Below are 22077 nucleotides of genomic sequence, written 5' to 3'. Positions count from 1 at the left end.
CGGAGTTTCGGAGTTCGCGATGACCGCATCCAGTGAAGAAGTCGTCAAGGCGCTGCGGGCCTCCCTCAAGGAGGCCGAGCTCCTGCGGCAGCAGAACCGCACGCTGACCGCCGCCTCCTCCGAGCCGATCGCCATCGTCGGCATGGCCTGCCGCTACCCCGGGGGCGTCAAGTCACCCGACGACCTCTGGCAGTTGGTCGCGACGGGCGGCGACGCGATCTCCGGCTTCCCGGAGGACCGCGGCTGGGACGTGGAGTCGCTGTACGACCCGGATCCGGAAGCGGTCGGCAAGACCTACACCCGGACCGGCGGCTTCCTGCACGACGCCGCGCTGTTCGACCCCGACTTCTTCGGGATCGGCCGGCGCGAGGCGCTGGCCATGCACCCGCAGCAGCGGCTGCTGCTGGAGACCTCCTGGGAGGCCTTCGAACGGGCCGGCATCGCCCCCTCGTCGGTCCGCGGCAGCAGGACCGGCGTGTTCGCCGGCGTCATGCACCAGGACTACGCCGCCCGGCTGCGCGAGACGCCCGAGGACCTTGAGGGCTACCTGATGACGGGCAGCCTGGGCAGTGTGGTGTCGGGCCGGGTGGCCTACGCCCTCGGCCTGGAGGGCCCGGCCGTCACCGTGGACACGGCGTGCTCGTCCTCGCTGGTGGCCCTGCACCTGGCGGCGCAGGCGCTGCGCAACGGCGAGTGCGCGATGGCGCTCGTCGGCGGGGTCACCGTGATGACCGGTCCGGGTGGGTTCGTCGAGTTCAGCCGCCAGCGCGCGCTGTCCCCCGACGGGCGCTGCCGGGCGTTCGCCGCCTCGGCGGACGGCACCGGCTGGGCGGAGGGCGTCGGCGTCCTGCTGGTGGAGCGGCTGTCGGAGGCACGTCGGAACGGCCACCGGGTGCTGGCCGTGGTCCGCGGCTCGGCGATCAATCAGGACGGCAGCAGCAGCGGCTTCTCCGCGCCGAACGGCCCCGCTCAGCAGCGGGCGATCCGCGAGGCGTTGAAGAACGCCCGGCTCTCGGCGGCGGACGTCGACGCGGTGGAGGCGCACGGCACCGGCACCCGGCTGGGCGACCCGATCGAGGCCCAGGCCCTGCTGGCCACCTACGGACAGCAGCGGGACACCGAACAGCCGCTCTGGCTGGGCTCGTTGAAGTCCAACATCGGCCACACCCAGGCGGCCGCCGGGGTCGCCGGCGTGATCAAGATGGTGATGGCGATGCGGCACGGCGTGCTGCCCCGCACGCTGCACATCGACGAACCGACCACCCACGTCGACTGGACCGCCGGCGCGGTCGAACTCCTCACCGAGGCACGGGAATGGCCGGCCGGCGAGCGCACCCGACGCGCCGCCGTCTCCTCGTTCGGCATCAGCGGGACCAACGCGCACGTCATCCTGGAGGAGGCCCCGCCGGCCGGGGACGAGGCCGTCACCGCCGACTCGCCCTCCCCCGTGATCCCCTGGGTACTCTCCGCCCGCGAACCCGAGGCCCTGCGTGCCCAGGCCGCCCAGCTCGCCGAGCACCTCCGGACCCACCCCGACACCGACCTGCGCGCCACCGCACACACCCTCCTCACCGGACGCGCCGCACTCGACCACCGCGCCGTCGCCCTCGGCCGCACCCCCGCCGAACTCCTCACCCACCTCACCGCCCTCGCCGACGAGCACACACCCACCGGCGCCACCCAACACCCCGGCCGCACCGTCTTCGTCTTCCCCGGACAAGGCTCCCAATGGATCGGCATGGGCGCCGAACTCCTCGACACCTCCGACGTGTTCCGCACCCACATCGAAGCCTGCGCCCAAGCCCTCGCCCCCCACACCGACTGGAACCTCACCGACGCCCTGCGCGGCCACCACGACCTCACCCGCGTGGACGTCGTCCAGCCCGCGCTGTTCGCCGTCATGGTGTCCCTGGCCCGCCTCTGGGAATCCCTCGGTGTCCGCCCCGACGCCGTCCTCGGCCACTCCCAGGGCGAGATCGCCGCCGCCCACATCGCCGGCGCCCTCACCCTGGAGGACGCCGCCCGCATCGTCGCCCTCCGCAGCCGCGCCATCCTCGCCCTCAGCGGACACGGCACCATGGCCAGCATCGCCCTCCCCGCCTCCGAGGTCGAAACCCTCCTGACGCCGCACCGGGGTGAGGTCAGCATCGCCGCGATCAACGGACCGATGCACACCGTCATCGCCGGCACCGTCGCCGCCGTCCACGCCGTTGTCGACCAGGCCACCGCAGGCGGCGCACGCGCCCGCACCATCCCCGTCGACTACGCCTCCCACTCCCCCCAGGTCGAGGCCCTCCGCGACCAACTCCTCACCGACCTCGCCGACATCAAGCCCGGGCCGAGCACCATCCCCTTCCTGTCGGCCGTCACCGCCGAGATCACCGACACCACCACCCTCGACGCCCACTACTGGTACACCAACCTGCGCCGGCCCGTCCTCTTCCAACAAGCCGTCACCCAACTCGCCACCACCGGGTACGGCGTCTTCGTCGAGACCAGCCCCCACCCCGTCCTCACCCCCGCCATCGAAGCGACGCTCGACGAGACAACCGCGATCATCACCGGCACCCTCCGCCGCGACGAAGGCCACTGGACCCGACTGCTCACCTCCGCCGCCCACCTCCACACCCACGGCACCACCGTCGACTGGACCCCGCTCGTCCACCCCGGCCACCACCCCGACCTCCCCACCTACCCCTTCCGGCACCAGCACCTGTGGATCCAGGACGCCGCCCCCGCCGATTCGAGCCCGGCGGCGAACTCCGCGGCGGACTCGGGGTTCTGGGAGGCCGTCGAGGAGCAGGACATCGCCGCCGTGGCCGCGACGCTCCGGGTCGAGGGCGAGGAGCAGCGACGGTCGCTGAGCGCCCTGCTGCCGGCGCTCTCCTCCTGGCACCGGCAGAGCCGCGACCGCTCGGCCGTGGACGACTGGCGGTACCGGATCGCCTGGAGGCCGGTGGCGGACCTCGCGTCGGCCGCGCTCTCCGGCACCTGGCTGCTGGTCGTCCCCGCGGGCCACGCCGACGACGCCTGGGCGGCCGAGGCCACCCGTGGACTGGCCGCGCGGGGCGCGCGGACCGTGCTGCTGGAGGCGGACGCCGACGGCGACGCTCTGGCCGCCCGACTGCGCGAAGCGATCGACAGCGGCGAGCCGGGCGACCTCGCGGGCGTGCTGTCGTTCCTCGCGCTGGACGCGCGCCGCCACCCCGGGCGGCGCGCCGCGACCACCGGCGTGGCGCTGACGCTCGCGCTGGTCCAGGAGTTGGCCGGCCTCGGCGTCCGGGCGCCGCTGTGGTGCGCCACCCGCGGCGCCGTGCACACCGGTCCGTCCGACGCGCCGGCCGATCAGGTCCAGGCCCAGCTGTGGGGCCTCGGCCGGGTCGTCGCACTGGAGCTGCCGCACGTCTGGGGCGGTCTGGTCGACCTGCCCGGACAGCCGGACGAGCGGTCGCTCGGGCGGCTGCTGCGGGTGGTGGCCGGGTCCTCCGGGGAGGACCAGGTGGCGGTGCGGGCGGCCGGGCTGTTCGCCCGGCGGATGGTGCACGCCACCGCCGGTGAGGCCCGGCCGAGCCGTGGCTGGCGCCCGCGCGGCACCGTCCTGGTCACCGGCGGCACCGGGAGCCTCGGTCCCCGGCTGGCCCGCTGGCTGGCCGACAACGGCGCCGAACACCTCGTACTGGCCAGCCGTTCGGGCCCGGACGCGCCGGGAGCGACGGACCTGGCCGCCGAACTGACCGCACGGGGTGTCGCCGTCACCCTGGCCGCGTGCGACGTGGCCGACCGTGACGCGGTGGCCGGCCTGCTCGACCGGCTGCGGGCGGACGGCCACACCGTGCGGGCGGTCCTGCACACGGCCGCGTTCATCGAGCTGACGTCCGTGGTCGACACCACGCTGGAGAGCCTCGACCAGGTGCTGGCCGCCAAGGTGGACGGCGCCCGGCACCTGGTCGACCTGCTCGACCCGCAGGCGCTGGACGCCTTCGTTCTGTTCTCGTCCATCGCCGGGTTCTGGGGCAGTGGGGACCACGCCGCCTACGCCGCCGCCAACGCCGCCCTGGACGCGCTGGCGGAGCAGGGCCGCGCCGTGGGCCTGCCGATGCTCTCGGTCGCCTGGGGCGTCTGGGAGGACGCCGTCAACACCTGGAAGAACCTCGGCGACCAGGACGTCGAACGGACCCGCCGGCGGGTCCGCGAACAGGGACTTCCGCTGATGCGCGCCGAGTTGGCGATCGCCGCCCTCCAGCAGGCGCTGGACCACGACGACACCTTCGTCGCGATCGCCGACATCGACTGGGACCGGTTCGTCCCGCTCTTCACCGCGATGCGGCCGAGCCCGCTGCTCGGCGAACTCCCCGAGGTGCGGGCGGTGTTGGCGGAATCGGTCGAATCGGCGGCGGCCCCCACGGCCGCGGAGTCCGAACTGCGGCTCTCGCTGGGCCGGTTGTCGGAGGCGGAGCAGCACCGCACCCTCGCCGACCTGGTCGTCAAACACGCCGTCGCGGTGCTGGGGCGCAGCACGCCGGACGCCATCCGCCCCGAACGGGCCTTCAAGGAGCTGGGGTTCGAGTCGCTGACGGCGGTCGAGCTGCGCAACCGGCTGAACGCGGCCACCGGGCTCCGGCTCCCGGCCACCCTGATCTTCGACCACCCGACCCCGGCCGCGCTGGTCGCCGAGCTGCGCCGAGAGATCCTGGAGCTGGGCGCACCCGAGGTGGTCGTCCCGGCCGGGACGACCCGGCCGGCCGACGACCCGGGCGCCGAGGCGGACACCGAGGCGGACACCGAGGCGATCGCGATCGTCGGCATGGCCTGCCGGTTCCCGGGCGGAGTCTCGACCCCCGAGGAGCTCTGGCAGCTGCTCGCCGCCGACGGCGACGTGATCTCCGGCCTGCCCACCGATCGCGGCTGGGACCTGGCCCCGGTCGCCGACGAGCAGGGCGGCTTCGTCCGGGACGTGGACGCGTTCGACGCCGCGTTCTTCGGCATCAGCCCGCGCGAGGCGCTCGCCATGGACCCGCAGCAGCGGCTGCTGCTGGAGACCTCCTGGGAGGCCTTCGAGCGGGCCGGCATCGATCTGGCCTCCCTGCGCGGCAGCCGGACCGGCGCCTTCGTGGGTGCCATGCAACACGGGTACGGCGTGCGGTCCGCCGACGCCCCGGCCGCCATCGGGGACTACGTCATCACCGGCAGCGTCACCAGCGTCATCTCGGGCCGGCTGTCCTACGCGTTCGGGCTGGAGGGCCCGGCGATCACCGTGGACACGGCGTGCTCGTCCTCGCTGGTCGCCCTGCACCTGGCGGCGCAGTCGCTGCGCAACGGCGAGTGCACGATGGCCGTCGCGGGCGGTGCGGTGGTGATGCCGACTCCGGACTCCTTCATCGGATTCAGCCGGATGGGCGCCCTGTCCGCGAGCGGCCGCTGCAAGGCGTTCTCCGAGGACGCGGACGGCTTCGGTCTCGCCGAGGGCGTCGGCGTGGTGCTGCTGGAGCGGCTGTCGGAGGCGCGTCGCCACGGGCACCGGGTGCTCGCCGTGGTCCGCGGCAGCGCGGTCAACCAGGACGGCGCCTCCAACGGGCTGGCCGCACCGAACGGCCCCTCCCAGCAACGGGTGATCCGTGCGGCGCTGGCCGACGCCCGGCTCTCGCCGGCGGACGTCGACGCGGTGGAGGCGCACGGCACCGGCACCCGACTGGGCGACCCGATCGAGGCCCAGGCCCTGCTGGCCACCTACGGACAGCAGCGGGACACCGAACAGCCGCTCTGGCTCGGCTCGGTGAAGTCCAACATCGGCCACACCCAGGCCGCGGCCGGGGTCGCCGGCGTGATCAAGATGGTGCTGGCGATGCGGCACGGCGTGCTGCCCGCCACCCTGCACGTCGACGAGCCCACCACCCACGTCGACTGGACCGCCGGCGCGGTCGAACTGCTCACCGAGGCACGGGAATGGCCGCACGCGGACGGGCGCCCGCGCCGTGCGGGTGTGTCGGCGTTCGGCATCAGCGGGACGAACGCGCACGTCATCCTGGAGGAGGCCCCGCCGGCCGAGCCGGCCCAGGAGACGGACACCACCGACTCCCCGTCCCCCGTGATCCCCTGGGTACTCTCCGCCCGCGAACCCGAGGCCCTGCGTGCCCAGGCCGCCCAGCTCGCCGAGCACCTCCGGACCCATCCCGACACCGACCTGCGCGCCACCGGACACACCCTCCTCGCCGGACGCGCCGCACTCGACCACCGCGCCGTCGCCCTCGGCCGCACCCCCGCCGAACTCCTCACCCACCTCACCACCCTCGCCGACGAGCACACACCCACCGCCGGCACCCAACACCCCGACCGCACCGTCTTCGTCTTCCCCGGCCAGGGCTCCCAATGGATCGGCATGGGCGCCGAACTCCTCGACACCTCGCAGGTGTTCGCCGAATCGATCGCCCAGTGCGAAGCCGCACTCGCCCCGCACACCGACTGGAACCTCACCGACGCCCTGCGCGGCCACCACGACCTCACCCGCGTGGACGTCGTCCAGCCCGCGCTGTTCGCCGTCATGGTGTCGCTGGCCCGCCTCTGGCAGTCCCTCGGCGTCCAGCCCGACGCCGTCCTCGGCCACTCCCAGGGCGAAATCGCCGCCGCCCACATCGCCGGCGCCCTCACCCTCGACGACGCCGCCCGCATCGTCGCCCTCCGCGCCAAGGCCATCCTGGCCATCAGCGGCCACGGCGGCATGGCCTCCCTCCCCCTGGCGCACGCCGAGGCCGCCGAGTTGCTCACCCACTGGGACGGGCGCCTCACCGTCGCGGCCCAGAACGGCCCCGCCACCACCGTCGTCGCCGGCGACCGCGACGCCCTCGACGAACTCCTCACCCACTGCGAGGGGCAGGGCATCCGGGCACGTCGCATCGACGTCGACTACGCCTCCCACTCCCCGCACGTCGAGGCCCTGCGCGGCCAACTCCGCACCGAGCTGGCCGGCATCGCGCCGGGACCGGGCAGTGTCCCGTTCCTGTCGGCCGTCACCGGCGAGATCACCGACACCACCACCCTCGACGCCCACTACTGGTACACCAACCTGCGCCAACCCGTCCTCTTCGAACAGGCCGTCCGCGCCCTCGCCGCCACCGGCCACACCACGTTCGTCGAGACCAGCCCCCACCCCGTCCTCACCCCCGCCATCGAGGACACCCTCGACACCACCGACCACCGGGCGGTCGTCACCGGCACCCTCCGCCGCAACGAAGGCGGCTGGACCCGGCTGCTCACCTCCGCCGCCCACCTCCACACCCACGGCACCACCGTCGACTGGACCCCGCTCGTCCACCCCGGCCACCACCCCGACCTCCCCACCTACCCCTTCCAGCGCGAGCGCTTCTGGCTCACCGCGCCCGCGAGCGCCGACCCGGGCGGCTCCGGGCTCGACTCCGCCGGGCACCCGCTGCTCGCCGCGGCCGTCGCGCTGCCCGACGACGAGGGCCTGATCCTGACGGGCCGGCTCTCCGTCAGCACCCATCCCTGGCTGGCCGACCACGCCGTCTGGGGCACCGTCCTCGCCCCCGGCACCGCGCTCGTCGAGCTCGCCCTCCAGGCCGGACACCGGGTCGGCTGCCACCACCTGGAGGAGTTGACCCTCCAGGCGCCGCTGCTCCTGCCCGAGCAGCGGGCCGTCCGGGTCCAGGTCCGGATCGGCGCGCCGGACGACGTCGGGCGCCGCCCGCTCACCGTCCACTCCACCCCCGACGACGCCGACACCACCGGGGACGCCGCCATCTGGACGTGCCACGCGGTCGGGACGGCCGTCCCGGCCGCGCCGGCCGGCGGGTGGGCGACCGGCTCCGCCTGGCCGCCGGCCGGGGCCGTGCCGGTCGGGCTCGACGGCCTCTACCAGCGGCTCGCCGAGGACGGCCTCGGGTACGGGCCGGCGTTCCAGGGCCTGCGCGCCGCCTGGCGGCTCGGCACGGAGGTGTACGCCGAAGTCGCCCTGCCGGAGGACCAGTTCGCCGACGCCGACCGGTTCGGGATCCACCCCGCACTGCTGGACGCGGCCCTGCACACCACCCTGCTCGACGGTGCCGAGCAGGTACGGCTGCCGTTCTCCTGGGCGGGTGTCGCCCTGCACGCCACCGGCGCCACCGCGCTGCGGGTCCGGCTGACGCCCACCGGGCCGGACGGCATGGCGCTGTCGGTGGCCGACCCGACCGGTCTGCCGGTGGCCACCGTCGAGTCGCTCGCCGTGCGCCGGGTCTCCCCGGCGCAGCTCGGCGCCGCCGCCGACCGCACCGCCGCCGACAGCCTCTTCCGACTGGCCTGGACCGAGTCGGCCGACCGGCCCGTCGCGCGCACCGTCCGCCACGCCGTACTCGGCGCGGACCCGCACGAGTCGCCCGGCTACCCCGATCTCGCGGCCCTCACCGACGCCTTCACCGCCGGTGCGCCGGTACCCGAGGCCGTCGTGGTCCCCTGGACGCCGCGGCCTGGCGGTGACCGCCGGTCCGCGGACGCCGCCGGGCACGCGGTGGAGCGGGTGATCGCCCTGCTGCAGGCCTGGGCCGCCGACGACCGGTTCGCCGCCTCCCGGCTGGTCCTGGTGACCCACGGCGCCGTCGACACCACGGATCCGGCCCGCCCGGCCGATCCGGCCGGTGCGCCCGATCCGGCCGCGACGGCCGTCTGGGGCGCCGTGCGCTCCGCGCAGGCCGAGCACCCCGACCGGTTCGTCCTGGTGGACCTCGACGCGGCCCCGAACGGTCCGGGCGCGGACGTCACCGAGGTGCTGCCGGCGCTGCTGGACGGCGCCGAGCCGCAGTACGCCGTCCGGGCCGGCCGGGTGCTGGTGCCCCGCCTGGCGCGGCTGCGCCCGGACGACGGCGCCGCCGCCCCCGCGACGGACCCCGAGGGCACGGTGCTGATCACCGGCGGCACCGGGACACTGGGCGCGCTGGTCGCCCGGCACCTGGTCGAGAAGCACGGCATCCGGCACCTGTTGCTGGTCAGCCGGCAGGGCCGGCGGGCCGAGGGGGCGGAGGAGCTCGTCGAGCGGCTGTCCGCGCTCGGCGCCGAGGTGACCGTCGCGCGGTGCGACGCCGCCGACCGGAGCGCGCTGGCCGAGGTGCTCGCCGCCGTCCCGGCGCAGCACCCGCTGACCGGTGTGGTGCACGCGGCCGGGGTGCTGGACGACGGCACGCTCGCCTCGCTCACGCCGGAGCGGGTCAGGGCGGTACTGCGCCCGAAGGCGGACGCGGCCTGGCACCTGCACGAGCTGACCCTGGACGCCAAGCCCGCGCTGTTCGTGCTGTTCTCGGCGGCGGGCGGGGTGCTGGGCAGTGCCGGGCAGGCCAACTACGCCGCCGCCAACGCCTATCTGGACGGCCTGGCCACGCACCGCCGCGCGCTGGGGCTGCCCGGGGTGTCGATGGCGTGGGGGCTGTGGTCCGCCGAGAGCGCGATGACCGGCGCGCTGAGCGAGGCGGACCGGCGCCGGATGCGGCGCTCGGGCGTCCTGCCGATGTCCACGGCCGAGGGCCTGGCGCTGTTCGACGCCGCGCTCGCCCAGGACCGCCCGGTGACGCTGCCGGTCCGGCTGGACCTCGCCGCGCTGCGCGCGGGCGACCCGGCGCAGCGGCCACCGCTGCTGCGGGCGCTGCTCGGGGCGGCGCCCCGGCGCGCCGCCCGGGCCGAGGAGCCGGCCGGGACGGGCGCCGGGCTGTCGCTGGCCGGCCTGACCGCCGCCGAACGCTCGCACGCGCTGGTCGAGCTGGTCCGGTCCCAGGCGGCCACGGTGCTCGGCCACGCCTCACCGGAGGCGGTCACCGCGGGGCGGGGCTTCCTGGAGTCGGGTTTCGACTCGCTGCGCGGGGTCGAACTGCGCAACCGGCTGAACGCGGCCACCGGGCTGCGGCTGCCGGCCACGCTGGTCTTCGACCACCCGACCCCGGCCGCCGTCGCCGGCCACCTCGGGGAACTGCTGGAGCGCCAGGAGCGGCCCGCCGCCCCGCCGGCCGGCACCACCGGGGCCCCCGTCGACCTGGACGCCCTGGAGGCCGGCCTGCGCGACCTGGCCGCCGGGGACCCGACGCGCGAGCGGCTCGCCGCCCGGCTGCGCGCGCTGGCGGCGCGGCTGGACGCGACCGGGCCGAACGGCCCCGGCGCACCCGGCGGGACCGAGGACGAGTTCGGCGACGAGTTCGGGGACGAGTTCGGGGACGCGACCCTCGACGAGCTGCTCGACATCGCCGACGGCGAACTGCAGAACCCGTGAGTCCGCCTGCCCCGGGCCGTTGCCGGACCCATCGCGGCCCGGACCCTTCCTCGGCCCGGACCCTTCGTGACCCAGACCCTTCGAAGAAGTGAGAGGCGCACAGCGCGATGACGAGCGACGAGAAGGTCCTCGACACCATCAAGCGGCTGACCGTCGACCTGCGCAGGACGCGCCGGCGGCTTCAGGAGGCCGAGGAGGGGGCCCGCGAGCCGATCGCCGTCATCGGCATGGCGTGCCGCTACCCCGGTGGGGTCAGCTCCCCCGAGGACCTCTGGCGTCTGGTCGCCGAGGAGCGCGACGCGATCTCGCCGTTCCCGGCCGACCGGGGCTGGGACGAGGGCCTGCACGACCCCGACCCGGCGCGCCACGGCTCGGTGTACGTCCGTGAGGGCGGGTTCCTGCACGAGGCGGCCGACTTCGACCCGGCGTTCTTCGGCATGAGCACCCGGGAGGCGCTGGCCACCGACCCGCAGCAGCGGCTGCTGCTGGAGACCGCCTGGGAGGCCTTCGAGCGGGCCGGCATCGACCCGTCGTCGGTGCGCGGGTCGCGGACCGGTGTGTTCGCCGGGGTGATCTACCAGGACTACGCCTCGCGGCTGCGCCGGGTGCCGGGCGAGTTCGAGGGGTACGTCGGCAACGGCAGCACCGGCAGTGTCGCGTCCGGCCGGGTCGCCTACACCCTGGGCCTGGAGGGACCGGCCGTCACCCTGGACACGGCGTGCTCGTCCTCGCTGGTCGCGCTGCACCAGGCAGCGCAGTCGCTCCGGACCGGCGAGTGCTCGTTGGCGCTGGCCGGCGGGGTGACGGTGATGGCCTCGCCGATGGCGCTGGTCGAGTTCAGCCGCCAGCGCGGACTGGCCGGCGACGCGCGGTGCAAGGCGTTCGCGGCCGGGGCCGACGGAACGGGGCTGGGCGAAGGGGTCGGCCTGCTGCTGCTGGAGCGGCTCTCCGACGCGCGGCGCAACGGGCGCCGGGTGCTCGCGGTGATCCGCGGCAGCGCGGTCAACCAGGACGGCGCCAGCAGCGGACTGACCGCGCCGAGCGGTCCGGCCCAGCAGCGGGTGATCCGGCAGGCGCTGGAGCACGCCGGGCTGTCGGCCCGCGAGGTCGACGCGGTGGAGGCGCACGGCACCGGGACGACGCTAGGCGATCCGATCGAGGCACAGGCGCTGCTGGCCACCTACGGGCAGGACCGGGCCGACGGGCGGCCGCTGTACCTCGGCTCGGTGAAGTCCAACATCGGCCACGCCCAGGCGGCGGCGGGCGTGGCCGGCGTGATCAAGATGGTGATGGCGATGCGGCACGGCGTGCTGCCCCGCACCCTGCACCTGGACGAGCCCAACCCGCACGTGGACTGGACGGCCGGTGCGGTCGAACTGCTCACCGAGCGGCGCGCGTGGCCGACGACCGGGCGGCCGCGCCGGGCCGGGGTGTCGTCCTTCGGGGTGAGCGGCACCAACGCGCACCTCGTCCTGGAGGAGGCCGCTGCCGAGGTTCCCGCGCAGGCGCCCGAGGAGGCCCCGGCCGGCGCGGCGACCGTGCCGTGGGTGCTCTCCGGCCGGACGGCGGCCGCGCTGCGCGCGCAGGCCGGACGGCTGCTGGCCCACCTCGACGAGCACCCCGGGCGGTCCGCGGTCTCGGTCGGCGCGGCACTGGCCCGCACCCGGACAGTGTTCGAGCACCGGGCCGTGCTGCTCGGCACGGACCTGGCGCGGCTTCGGGCGGGCCTGGCGGCCCTGGCGGCCGGCGAGGCGCGGCCCGGACTCGTCGAGGGCGTCGCCGGCGGGGACGACCGGGTGGTCCTCGTCCTGCCCGACCGGCCGGCGGACCGGCTCGACCATGCCGTCCGGCTGCTGGACGCGTCGCCGTTGTTCGCCGCCCGGCTCGCCGCGTGCGACGCGGCGCTGGCCGAGACGGCCGGCTGGACCGCGACGGACGTGCTGCGCGGCGCCCCCGGCGCCCCCGACCCGGCGCGGGCCGAGGTCGGCCGGGCGGTGCGCTGGGCGGTGCTGGTCGCCCTCGCCGGGCTCTGGGAGGGGTACGGGGTCCGCCCGGCCGCCCTGGTCGCGGCGGGCGACGGCCTGGTCGCGGGAGCCTGTGTCACGGGTGCGCTGTCACTCCTGGACGGGGCACGCGCGGCGCTCTCCGGCGGGCACCCCGATCCGACGGGTACCCGGATCCCCGTGCTCACCACCGCACCGGACGAGTCCGTACCGGAGCTGCTGGGCCGCGGCCACACCCGGTTCCTGGTGCTCGACACCGAGCTGGCCGGGCTGACCGCGCGGATCGCCGGCCCGGCCGTCCAGGTGGTCGACGGCGCGGACGCGTCGCTCACCGGCCTGGCCGCCCTGCATGTCCGGGGCGGGCCCGCCGACTGGTCGGCGGTGTTCCCCGACGCCGGGCTCGACCCGGTCGACCTGCCGACGTACGCCTTCCAGCGCCGGCGCCACTGGCTGGAGGACGGGCCGGCCGACCCCGACGTACAGGCCGCCGGACTGGCCCCGGCGGACCACCCGCTGCTCCGGGGCGTCGTCGAACTGCCGGACGGCGACGGGCTGCTGTTCACCGGCCGGCTCTCGCCGCGCGAGCTGCCGTGGCTGGCCGACCACACCGTCCGGGGACGGGTGCTGCTGGCCGGCACCGCCGTCGTCGAGCTGGTCCGCCGGGCGGGCGCCCGGACGGGCTGCGCGCACATCGCCGAGCTGACCCTGCTCACCCCGCTGGAGCTGCCCGCGCCCGGGGCCGCCGCGGAGGCCGGGGTCCGGATCCGGCTGGCCGTCGGCGCCCCGGACGGGTCCGGACGCCGCGCGGTGGAGCTGTCCTCGCGCGCCGCCTCCCCCGAGGACGCCCCCTGGGCCCGGCACGCCACCGCCGTGCTGGCTCCGGAGGTCCGCGTGGCGGCGTCCGACCTGGTGGCCTGGCCGCCGCCCGGCGCCGAGCCGGTCGCCCTCGACGGGTGCTACCGCCGGCTGGCCGCCCTCGGCGTCGACTACGGCCCCGCCTTCCGCGGGCTGCGCGCGCTCTGGCGGCGCGGTGACGAGGTGTTCGCCGAGGTCGCCCTGCCGGAGGCGGACCGGAGCGAGGCCGCCCGGTACGGCCTCCACCCGGCGCTGCTGGACGCCGCCCTCCAGGCGTACGCGGTCGGCTCGCCGCAGACGTCGGGGCGGGTGCCGGTCCCGTTCGCGTGGCACGGCGTCTCGGTGCGGCCGGCCGGCGCCGCGGCCCTGCGGGTGCGGCTCGCCCCGGCCGGCCCCGACGCGGTGGCCTTCGAGGCCGCCGACGCGGCCGGCGTCCCGGTGGCCTCGGTCGCGAGCCTGCGGTCCCGGCCGCTGCGGGACGACGCGGCCGGCCCGGCGCCGCTGTGGCGGGTCCGCTGGGTGCCCGTCCCGGTGGCGCCGGCCACCGCCACCGTGCGGACGGCGGTGGTCGGCCCCGGCCTCCTGGCCGGCCCCCACCCGCACCATCCCGACCTCGCCGCCCTGGCCGCCCTGGCCGCCGCCGACGGGCCGGTGCCGGACGTGGTGTTCGCGCCCCTGCCGCCGGCCGCCGGCGACGGGCCGGCCGCCGTCCACGCCGCCACCGCCGAGGCCCTGCGGCTCGTCCGGTCCTGGCTGGCCGAACCCCGCTTCGGCGCCGCCCGCCTGGTCGTGCTGACGCGCGGCGCCCAGGTCACCGGCCCGGACGACCCCGCACCCGACCTCGCCGCGGCCGCCGTCCGGGGGCTGCTCCGGTCGGCGCAGACCGAACACCCGAAGCGCTTCGGACTGCTCGACCTGGACGGCGCGGCACCGTCCGAAACCGCTCCGGCCCTGGCGCTCGGCCCGGACGAACCCGAGCTCGCACTGCGTCAGAACACCTTGCTGGCACCCAGACTGACCCGGGTCGACCGCGCCGACGACGGCGACCCGTCGTTCGACCCGGACGGCACCGTCCTGATCACCGGCGGAACGGGCACCCTCGGCCGCCTGCTCGCACGGCACCTGGTCGAACGCGGCGCCCGGCACCTGCTGCTGACCGGCCGCCGGGGGGACCGCGCACCGGGCGCGACCGAGCTCGTGGCGGAACTCACCGCGCTGGGCGCGGAGGTCACCCTCGCCGCCTGCGACGTCGCCGACCGGGAGGCCCTGGCCGGCCTGCTGCGCTCGGTACCCGCGGCCCATCCGCTGAAGGCGGTCGTCCACGCGGCCGGCGTGGTCGACGACGGCCTGCTGACCGCCCTCACGCCCGAACGGCTCGCCGCCGTGCTGCGGCCGAAGGTGGACGCGGCCTGGCACCTGCACGACCTCACCCGACACGCCGGTCTCGACGCCTTCGTCCTGTTCTCCTCCGCCTCGGGCACCTTCGGCACCGCCGGACAGGCCAACTACGCCGCCGCCAACGCCTTTCTCGACGCCCTCGCACAGCGGCGGCGCGGCGAGGGCCTGCCCGCCCTGTCCCTGGCCTGGGGGCTGTGGGCCGAGCGCAGTGATCTGACGGACCGTCTGGACACCGTTTCCACAGCCCGGTTGGGCCGGGACGGAGTCCGCGCGCTTTCCACGGCGGAAGCCCTTGATCTCTTCGATGCCGCCCGTATGATGATCACTGAGTCGGTGCTCGTCCCGGTTCGCCTCGACCCCGAGGTCCTGCGGGATCGGGCCGATCAGGGTCAGACACCGGCGCTGCTCAGGGAGTTGGTCACCGCTCCGACTCCGGTGGCGGTGCCGGCCGGCCCGCCGACCACCCCGGACGCGGACCCGGTGAGCGGCTTCGCGCAGCACCTCCGGGCGCTGCCGGAGCCCGCCCGCCGGCGGGCCCTGCTCGACCTGGTCCGCACCCACGCGGCGGTCGTGCTGGTCGAGTCCGCGGCCGAGGACATCGACCCGGAGCAGGGCTTCGTCGACCTGGGCTTCGACTCGCTCGCCAACCTCGAACTCCAGGAACGGCTGCAGGACGCCACCGGCCTCCAACTGCCCAGCACCCTGATCTTCGACCACCCCACCGCCGCCGCCCTGGCCGACCACCTCTGTGCCGAGTTCGGCACCGGGGAGACCACGGCGATGGGCCCGGCGCTCGCGGAACTCGACCGGCTGGAGGCATTCCTGACGCCCTTCTCCGACGACGACCGGGCCCGGACCGCGATCACGCACCGGCTGAAGGACCTCCTCTCCCGCTGGGACGACGACGGCCGGGGCGGCGACGGCCCGACCGACTCCACCGACCTCACCGACCTCACCTCGGCGAGCGACGACGAACTCTTCGACGTACTCAACCAGCTCCGCGCCCGCTGAGGGCCCGGCAGAACCAGGTCGACACCCGCACCGGCTTTAGGAGCAGGCTCAAGTGGCACAAGAAGACAAGCTTCGCGAGCACCTCCGGTGGGCTGCCTCCGAGCTCGGCGAGGCGCGCCGCCGGGTGGCCGAGCTGGAGGCCGCCGACCGCGACCCGATCGCGATCGTCGGGATGAGCTGCCGCTACCCGGGCGGGGTGCGGACGCCGGACGAGCTCTGGGACCTGGTGGCCGCCGGACGCGACGCCGTCGGCGCGCCGCCCGCCGAACGCGGCTGGCGGGTCGAGGACTTCTACGACCCCGACGGCCTGCGCCCCGGCACCTCCTACGTGTGCGAGGGCGGCTTCCTCGACGACGCGGCCGACTTCGACCCGGGGTTCTTCGACATCAGCCCGCGCGAGGCACCGGCGATGGACCCGCAGCAGCGGCTGCTGCTGGAGACGGCGTGGGAGGCCTTCGAGCGGGCCGGCATCCCCCCGGCGACGGTGCGCGGCACCCGGGTCGGCGTCTTCACCGGCCTGATGTACCACGACTACGGCACCCGGCTGAACTCGGTGGACGAGTCGGTGGCCGGTTTCCTGGGCAGCGGGACGGCCGGCAGCGTGGCGTCCGGCCGGATCGCCTACGTCCTCGGCCTGGAGGGACCGGCCGTCACGGTGGACACGGCCTGCTCCTCCTCGCTGGTCGCCCTGCACCTCGCCGCCCAGGCCGTCCGGCGCGGCGACTGCGCGATGGCACTGGCCGGCGGCGTCACCGTGATGGCCACCCCCGACACCTTCGTCGAGTTCAGCCGCCAGGGCGGGCTGGCCCCGGACGGGCGCTGCAAGTCCTTCGCCACCGCGGCCGACGGCACCGCCTGGGGCGAGGGCGCGGGCATGCTCCTGGTCGAGCGGCTCTCCGAGGCCGAGCGCCTGGGGCACCGCGTGCTCGCCGTCCTGCGCGGGTCCTCGATCAACCAGGACGGCGCGAGCAGCAGCCTGTCCGCGCCGAACGGTCCCTCCCAGCAGCGGGTGATCCGGGCGGCACTGGCCGACGCCCGGCTCTCACCGGACCTGATCGACGCGGTGGAGGCACACGGCACCGGCACCAAGCTGGGCGACCCGATCGAGGCCCAGGCCCTACTGGCCACCTACGGCCAGGCACACCCCGCCGAACGACCCCTCTGGCTCGGCTCCTTGAAATCCAACATCGGCCACACCCAGGCCGCCGCCGGAGTCGGCGGCGTGATCAAGATGGTGCTGGCCATGCGGCACGGCATCCTGCCCCGCACCCTCCACATCGACGAACCCACCACCCACGTCGACTGGACCACCGGCGCGGTCGAACTCCTCACCCAAGCCCGCGAATGGCCCGCCACCGGCAGGCCCCGACGCGCCGCCGTCTCCTCCTTCGGCGTCAGCGGCACGAACGCCCACATCATCCTCGAACAGGCACCCGCCCACGAGACCGAACCGACAACCGACCCCGAGACAACGGGCGGCGCGCTCCCCTGGACACTCTCCGCCCGCACCCCCGACGCCCTGCGCGCCCAGGCCGCACAGCTACACGCGGCCATCCGCACCCACCCCGAATGGGAACCGGCCGACATCGCCAAGGCCTTGGCCCGTGAACGGTCGGTGTTCGAACAGCGCGCGGTCGTGATCGGCGACAGCCGCGAGCAGTTCCTGAACGGGCTCACCGCACTCGCCGAGGACACCACCGCGCCAGGCGTCGTCCACAGCACCACCACCGGCGGCCGCACCGTCTTCGTCTTCCCCGGACAAGGCTCCCAATGGATCGGCATGGGCGCCGAACTCCTCGACACCTCCGACGTGTTCCGCACCCGCATCGAAGCCTGCGCCCAAGCCCTCGCCCCCCACACCGACTGGAACCTGCTCGACGTCCTGCGCGGCCACGACGACCTCACCCGCGTCGACATCGTCCAACCCGCCCTGTTCGCCGTCATGGTGTCGCTGGCCCGCCTCTGGCAGTCCCTCGGCGTCCAGCCCGACGCCGTCCTCGGCCACTCCCAGGGCGAAATCGCCGCCGCCCACATCGCCGGCGCCCTCACCCTCGACGACGCCGCCCGCATCGTCGCCCTCCGCGCCAAGGCCATCCTCGCCCTCAGCGGACACGGCACCATGGCCAGCATCCCGCTGCCCGCCTCCGAGGTCGAAACCCTCCTCGCCCCGCACGCCGGTGAGGTGAGCATCGCCGCGATCAACGGCCCCGGCCACACCGTCATCGCCGGCACCGTCGCCGCCGTCCACGCCGTCGTCGAACAGGCCACCACAGACGGCGCACGCGCCCGCACCATCCCCGTCGACTACGCCTCCCACTCCCCCCAGGTCGAGACCCTCCGCGACCAACTCCTCACCGACCTCGCCGACATCAAGCCCACGGCCGCCACCATCCCCTTCCTGTCGGCCGTCACCGCCGAGATCACCGACACCACCACCCTCGACGCCCACTACTGGTACACCAACCTCCGCCAACCCGTCCTCTTCCAACAAGCCGTCACCCAACTCGCCACCACCGGCCACACCACCTTCATCGAAACCAGCCCCCACCCCGTCCTCACCCCCGCGGTACAGGACACCCTCGACGGCACACCGGTCGTCGTCACCGGCACGCTGCGCCGCAACGAAGGTGACCGGACGAGGCTGCTCACCTCCCTCGCCGAGGCCCACACCACCGGCACCACCGTCGACTGGACCCCCCTCCTCCCCACCGCCGAGGGCTCCCACGTCGACCTCCCCACCTACCCCTTCCAACGCGAACGCTTCTGGCTCGACACCACCGCCCCCACCGGAGACCTCCGCTCCACCGGCCTCACCACCGCCGACCACCCCCTGCTCAGCGCCGCCCTCCCGCTCGCCGACAGCGACGAACTCGTCCTCACCGGCCGAATCGGCCTCGCCGACCACCCCTGGCTCACCGACCACGCCGTCTGGGACACCCCCCTCCTCCCCGGCACCGCCCTCGTCGAACTCGCCCTCCACGCCGGCGACCACACCGGGTGCGACGTCCTCGACGAACTCACCCTTGAGGCGCCGCTGCTGCTCCCGGCCGACGACGCCGTCCGCCTCCAGGTCCGCGTCGGTGCGCCGGAGGACGACGGCCGGCGGACCTTCTCGATCCACTCCCGGCCCGAGCGGCAGGACGCCCCCTGGACCCGCCACGCGACCGGCGTCCTCGCGACCGGCGCCGAACGGCCCGCCCAGGACCTCGCCCCCTGGCCGCCGGCCGGCGCCGTCCCCGTGGACGTGGCGGGCCTCTACCCGCGCCTGGCCGAGGACGGGCTCGGCTACGGTCCGGCGTTCCAGGGCCTGCGGGCCCTCTGGCGGCAGGGCGACGACCTGCTCGCCGAGGTCGTGCTCCCGCCGGAGCGGCACAACGACGGCTTCGGCCTGCATCCCGCCCTGCTCGACGCCGCCCTGCACGCGGCCGCCGCCGCCTCGCCCGGCGAGGTACGGCTCCCGTTCTCGTGGAACGGCGTCACGCTCCACGCCACCGGCGCGACCGAGCTGCGCGTCCGGCTGACACCCACCGGCCCCGACGGGCTGGCGCTCGCGGTGGCCGACGCGTCCGGTGCCCCCGTGGCCCGGGTGGCCTCGCTGGCGAGCCGTCCGGTGGACCGGGAGCAGCTGCGAGCGGCCCGCGACGGCGGCGCGAACCCGCTGTTGCGGGTGGAGTGGGCGGAGCTGCCGGCCTCCCCCGGGGCACCGGCCGGACGCCGGGTGCTGCTCGGGGCCGACCGCCTCGGACTCACCGACGCCCTCCGGCTCGGCGGGTACGCGGATCCGGCCGCCCTCGCCGAGGACGTCGCGGCCGGCGCGACCGTGCCCGAGGCGGTCGTGGTCACCTGTGCCGGCCCCGCGTCGCCCGACACGCCGGCCGCCGTTCGGGCCGCCGCCGAGTACGTGCTCGCGATCGTCCGCGCGTGGCTCGCCGACGACCGCTTCGCGGCCTCGCAACTGGTCCTGCTCACCCGCGGCGCGGTGGCCGCCGCCCCCGGCGAGCACGTGCACGACCTGGTCCACGCCCCGCTCTGGGGCCTGCTGCGCTCCGCCCAGACCGAGCACCCGGGCCGCTTCGTCCTGCTCGACCTGGACGGCCGCACCCCCGCCCCGCAGGCCGTGCTCGCCGGGGCGCTGGACCGGGCCGTCGGCGGTGACGAGCCCCAACTCGCCGTACGGGACGGCGCGCTGCTGGCGCCCCGGCTGGTCCGGGCGGCCACCGGCCGGCTGCTGGAGCCCCCGGCGGACACGCCGCACTGGCGCCTGGACACCACCGCCAAGGGCACCCTGGAGAACCTCGCCCTGCTCCCGCACCCGGCGGCCGCGGCTCCGCTCGGCCCCGGCCAGGTCCGGATGGCCGTGCGTGCCGCCGGCATGAACTTCCGCGACGTCCTGCTCGGCCTGGGCATGGTCGACCAGGACGTGATGGGCGGCGAGGCGGCCGGCGTCGTGCTGGAAGCCGCGCCGGACGTCACCGGGTTCGCCCCGGGCGACCGGGTGATGGGCATGGTGCCCGGCTCGTTCGGACCGTTCGCCGTGGTCGACCACCGGTTGCTCGTCCCGCTGCCCGCCGGGTGGACGTACACCGAGGGCGCCTCGGTGCCGATCGCCTTCCTCACCGCGTACTACGGCCTGGTGGACCTCGCCGGGCTCGCCCCCGGCGAGTCGGTGCTGATCCACGCGGCGACCGGCGGCGTGGGCATGGCCGCGATCCAGCTGGCCCGGCACCTGGGCGCCGAGGTGTTCACCACGGCGAGCCCGGCCAAGTGGGAGACCCTGCGCGCGCTGGGCCTCCCGGAGGACCGGATCGCCTCCTCCCGGAGCCTGGACTTCGAGCGGCAGGTCCGGGACGCCACCGGCGGCCGGGGCGTGGACGTCGTCCTGAACTCCCTCGCCAACGAGTTCGTCGACGCCTCGCTGCGCCTGGTCACGGACGGCGGCCGGTTCGTGGAGATGGGGAAGACCGACATCCGCGACGCGGCCGAGGTCACCGCCGCCCACCCCGGCACCTCCTACCTCTGGTTCGACCTGATCGAGGCCGGCTACGACCGGATCGGCCGGATGACGGCCGAGCTGATGCCGCTGTTCGCGAGCGGCGCGCTCCGGCCCGTCCCGGCGCGGACCTGGGACGTGCGGCGGGCCACGGACGCCTTCCGCTTCATGAGCCAGGCCCGGCACGTCGGCAAGGTGGTGCTCACCATGCCCGCCGGGCCGGACCCCGACGGCACGGTGCTGATCACCGGCGGCACCGGCGCGCTCGGCGCCCTGGTGGCCCGGCACCTGGTCACCGAGCACGGCGCGCGACACCTGCTACTGCTCGGCCGACGCGGCCCCGAGGCCCCCGGCGCCGCCGAACTCACCGCCGAACTCACCGCCCTCGGAGCCCGGGTGACGGTCACCGCCTGCGACACCGCCGACCGCGACGACCTCGCGAAGGCCCTCGCCGGCATCCCCGCCGCACACCCGCTCACCACCGTCGTCCACGCCGCCGGCGTGCTCGACGACGCGGTGATCGACTCGCTGACCCCGGCGCAGCTGGCCGCCGTCCTGCGCCCGAAGGTGGACGCCGCCTGGCACCTGCACGAACTGACCCGGGACGCGGACCTCGGTGCCTTCGTCCTGTTCTCCTCCTCGGCCGCCGTCCTGGGCGGCCCGGGCCAGGCCAACTACGCCGCGGCCAACACCTTCCTCGACGCGCTCGCCCAGCACCGCCGCGCGGCCGGGCTGCCCGGCCAGTCGATCGCCTGGGGCCTGTGGGAGCGGGCCAGCGGCATGACCGGCCACCTGGAGGCCGCCGACCTGACCAGGCTGCGCCGCTCCGGGGTGAGCCCCCTCGCGGACGCCGAGGGCCTGGCGATGTTCAGCGCGGCCCTGCACGCCGACCACGCGCTGCTGGTGGCGATGAAGCTCGATGTCGCGGCCGCCCGCGCGGCCTTCCGGAACGGCTCGGTGCCGCCGCTGCTGCGCCGGCTGGTCGGCGGGCCGGGGCGCCCTGCGGTGTCGGCCGCACCGGCCGGCGGGGACTCCGCGCCGGCCCGGCGGCTGGCCGCGCTGCCCTCGGCCGAACGCGCGCGGGCCCTGCTGGAGCTGGTGCGCGCCAACGCGGCCGTCGTGCTCGGCCACGCCACGGACGAGGCGATCCGGCCGGACCGGGCGTTCAAGCAGCTCGGCTTCGACTCGCTGACCGCCGTCGAACTGCGCAACCGGCTCAACGCCGCCACCGGGCTCAAGCTGCCGGCGACGCTGGTCTTCGACCACCCGACGCCGGACGAGCTGGCCGACTGGCTGCACACCGAACTGGCCCCGGCGGAACCGGCCGGCCCGCCGGTGTCCGACGACGAGGTGGGCCGGCTCCTGGCCACCGTCACACCGGCCCGGCTGCGCGCCGCCGGGTTGCTCGACGCGGTGCTGGCCCTGGCCGGCACCACCCCCGAGGCGCCGCCGGCCGGGACGGACGAGGCGCTGGACGACGAGCTGGACGAGATCGACGCCATGGACGCCGACGACCTGGTCGGCCTGGCTTTCGGCACCACTGACCTCTGATCGCGATCGGACTGCGGAGAACAACG

Annotated in this window: 2 protein-coding genes and 2 pseudogenes; all 4 read left to right on the top strand. The window is 75.7% G+C overall.

Annotation, left to right across the window (positions count from 1 at the left end; genetic code table 11):
• The first annotated feature begins 19 nt into the window (after positions 1–19).
• The 4 genes and pseudogenes from ACIQTO_RS20370 to ACIQTO_RS20355 all read left to right on the top strand — a co-directional run bounded on the left by ACIQTO_RS20370 (position 20) and on the right by ACIQTO_RS20355 (position 22051).
• Positions 20–10243 (top strand): type I polyketide synthase, encoded by a 10224-nt coding sequence (locus ACIQTO_RS20370; protein ID WP_402389681.1) that lies wholly within the window; start codon positions 20–22, stop codon positions 10241–10243.
• A gap of 206 nt (positions 10244–10449) precedes the next feature.
• Positions 10450–15510 (top strand): annotated as a pseudogene (locus ACIQTO_RS20365) (type I polyketide synthase); the annotation flags it as partial.
• A gap of 52 nt (positions 15511–15562) precedes the next feature.
• Positions 15563–15613, top strand: a pseudogene (locus ACIQTO_RS20360) (hypothetical protein); the annotation flags it as partial.
• A 69-nt stretch (positions 15614–15682) separates the two neighbouring features.
• On the top strand, positions 15683–22051 hold the full coding sequence (locus tag ACIQTO_RS20355) for a type I polyketide synthase (protein WP_402389753.1): 6369 nt from the start codon (positions 15683–15685) through the stop codon (positions 22049–22051).
• Positions 22052–22077 lie beyond the last annotated feature (26 nt).

Origin of the sequence: Kitasatospora sp. NPDC091207 (genome assembly GCF_044768625.1) — a bacterium.
In the GTDB taxonomy this organism is placed as follows: domain Bacteria; phylum Actinomycetota; class Actinomycetes; order Streptomycetales; family Streptomycetaceae; genus Kitasatospora.
Note: the sequence above shows the minus strand (reverse complement) of the source record. Positions and strands in the feature narration are given on the sequence as shown.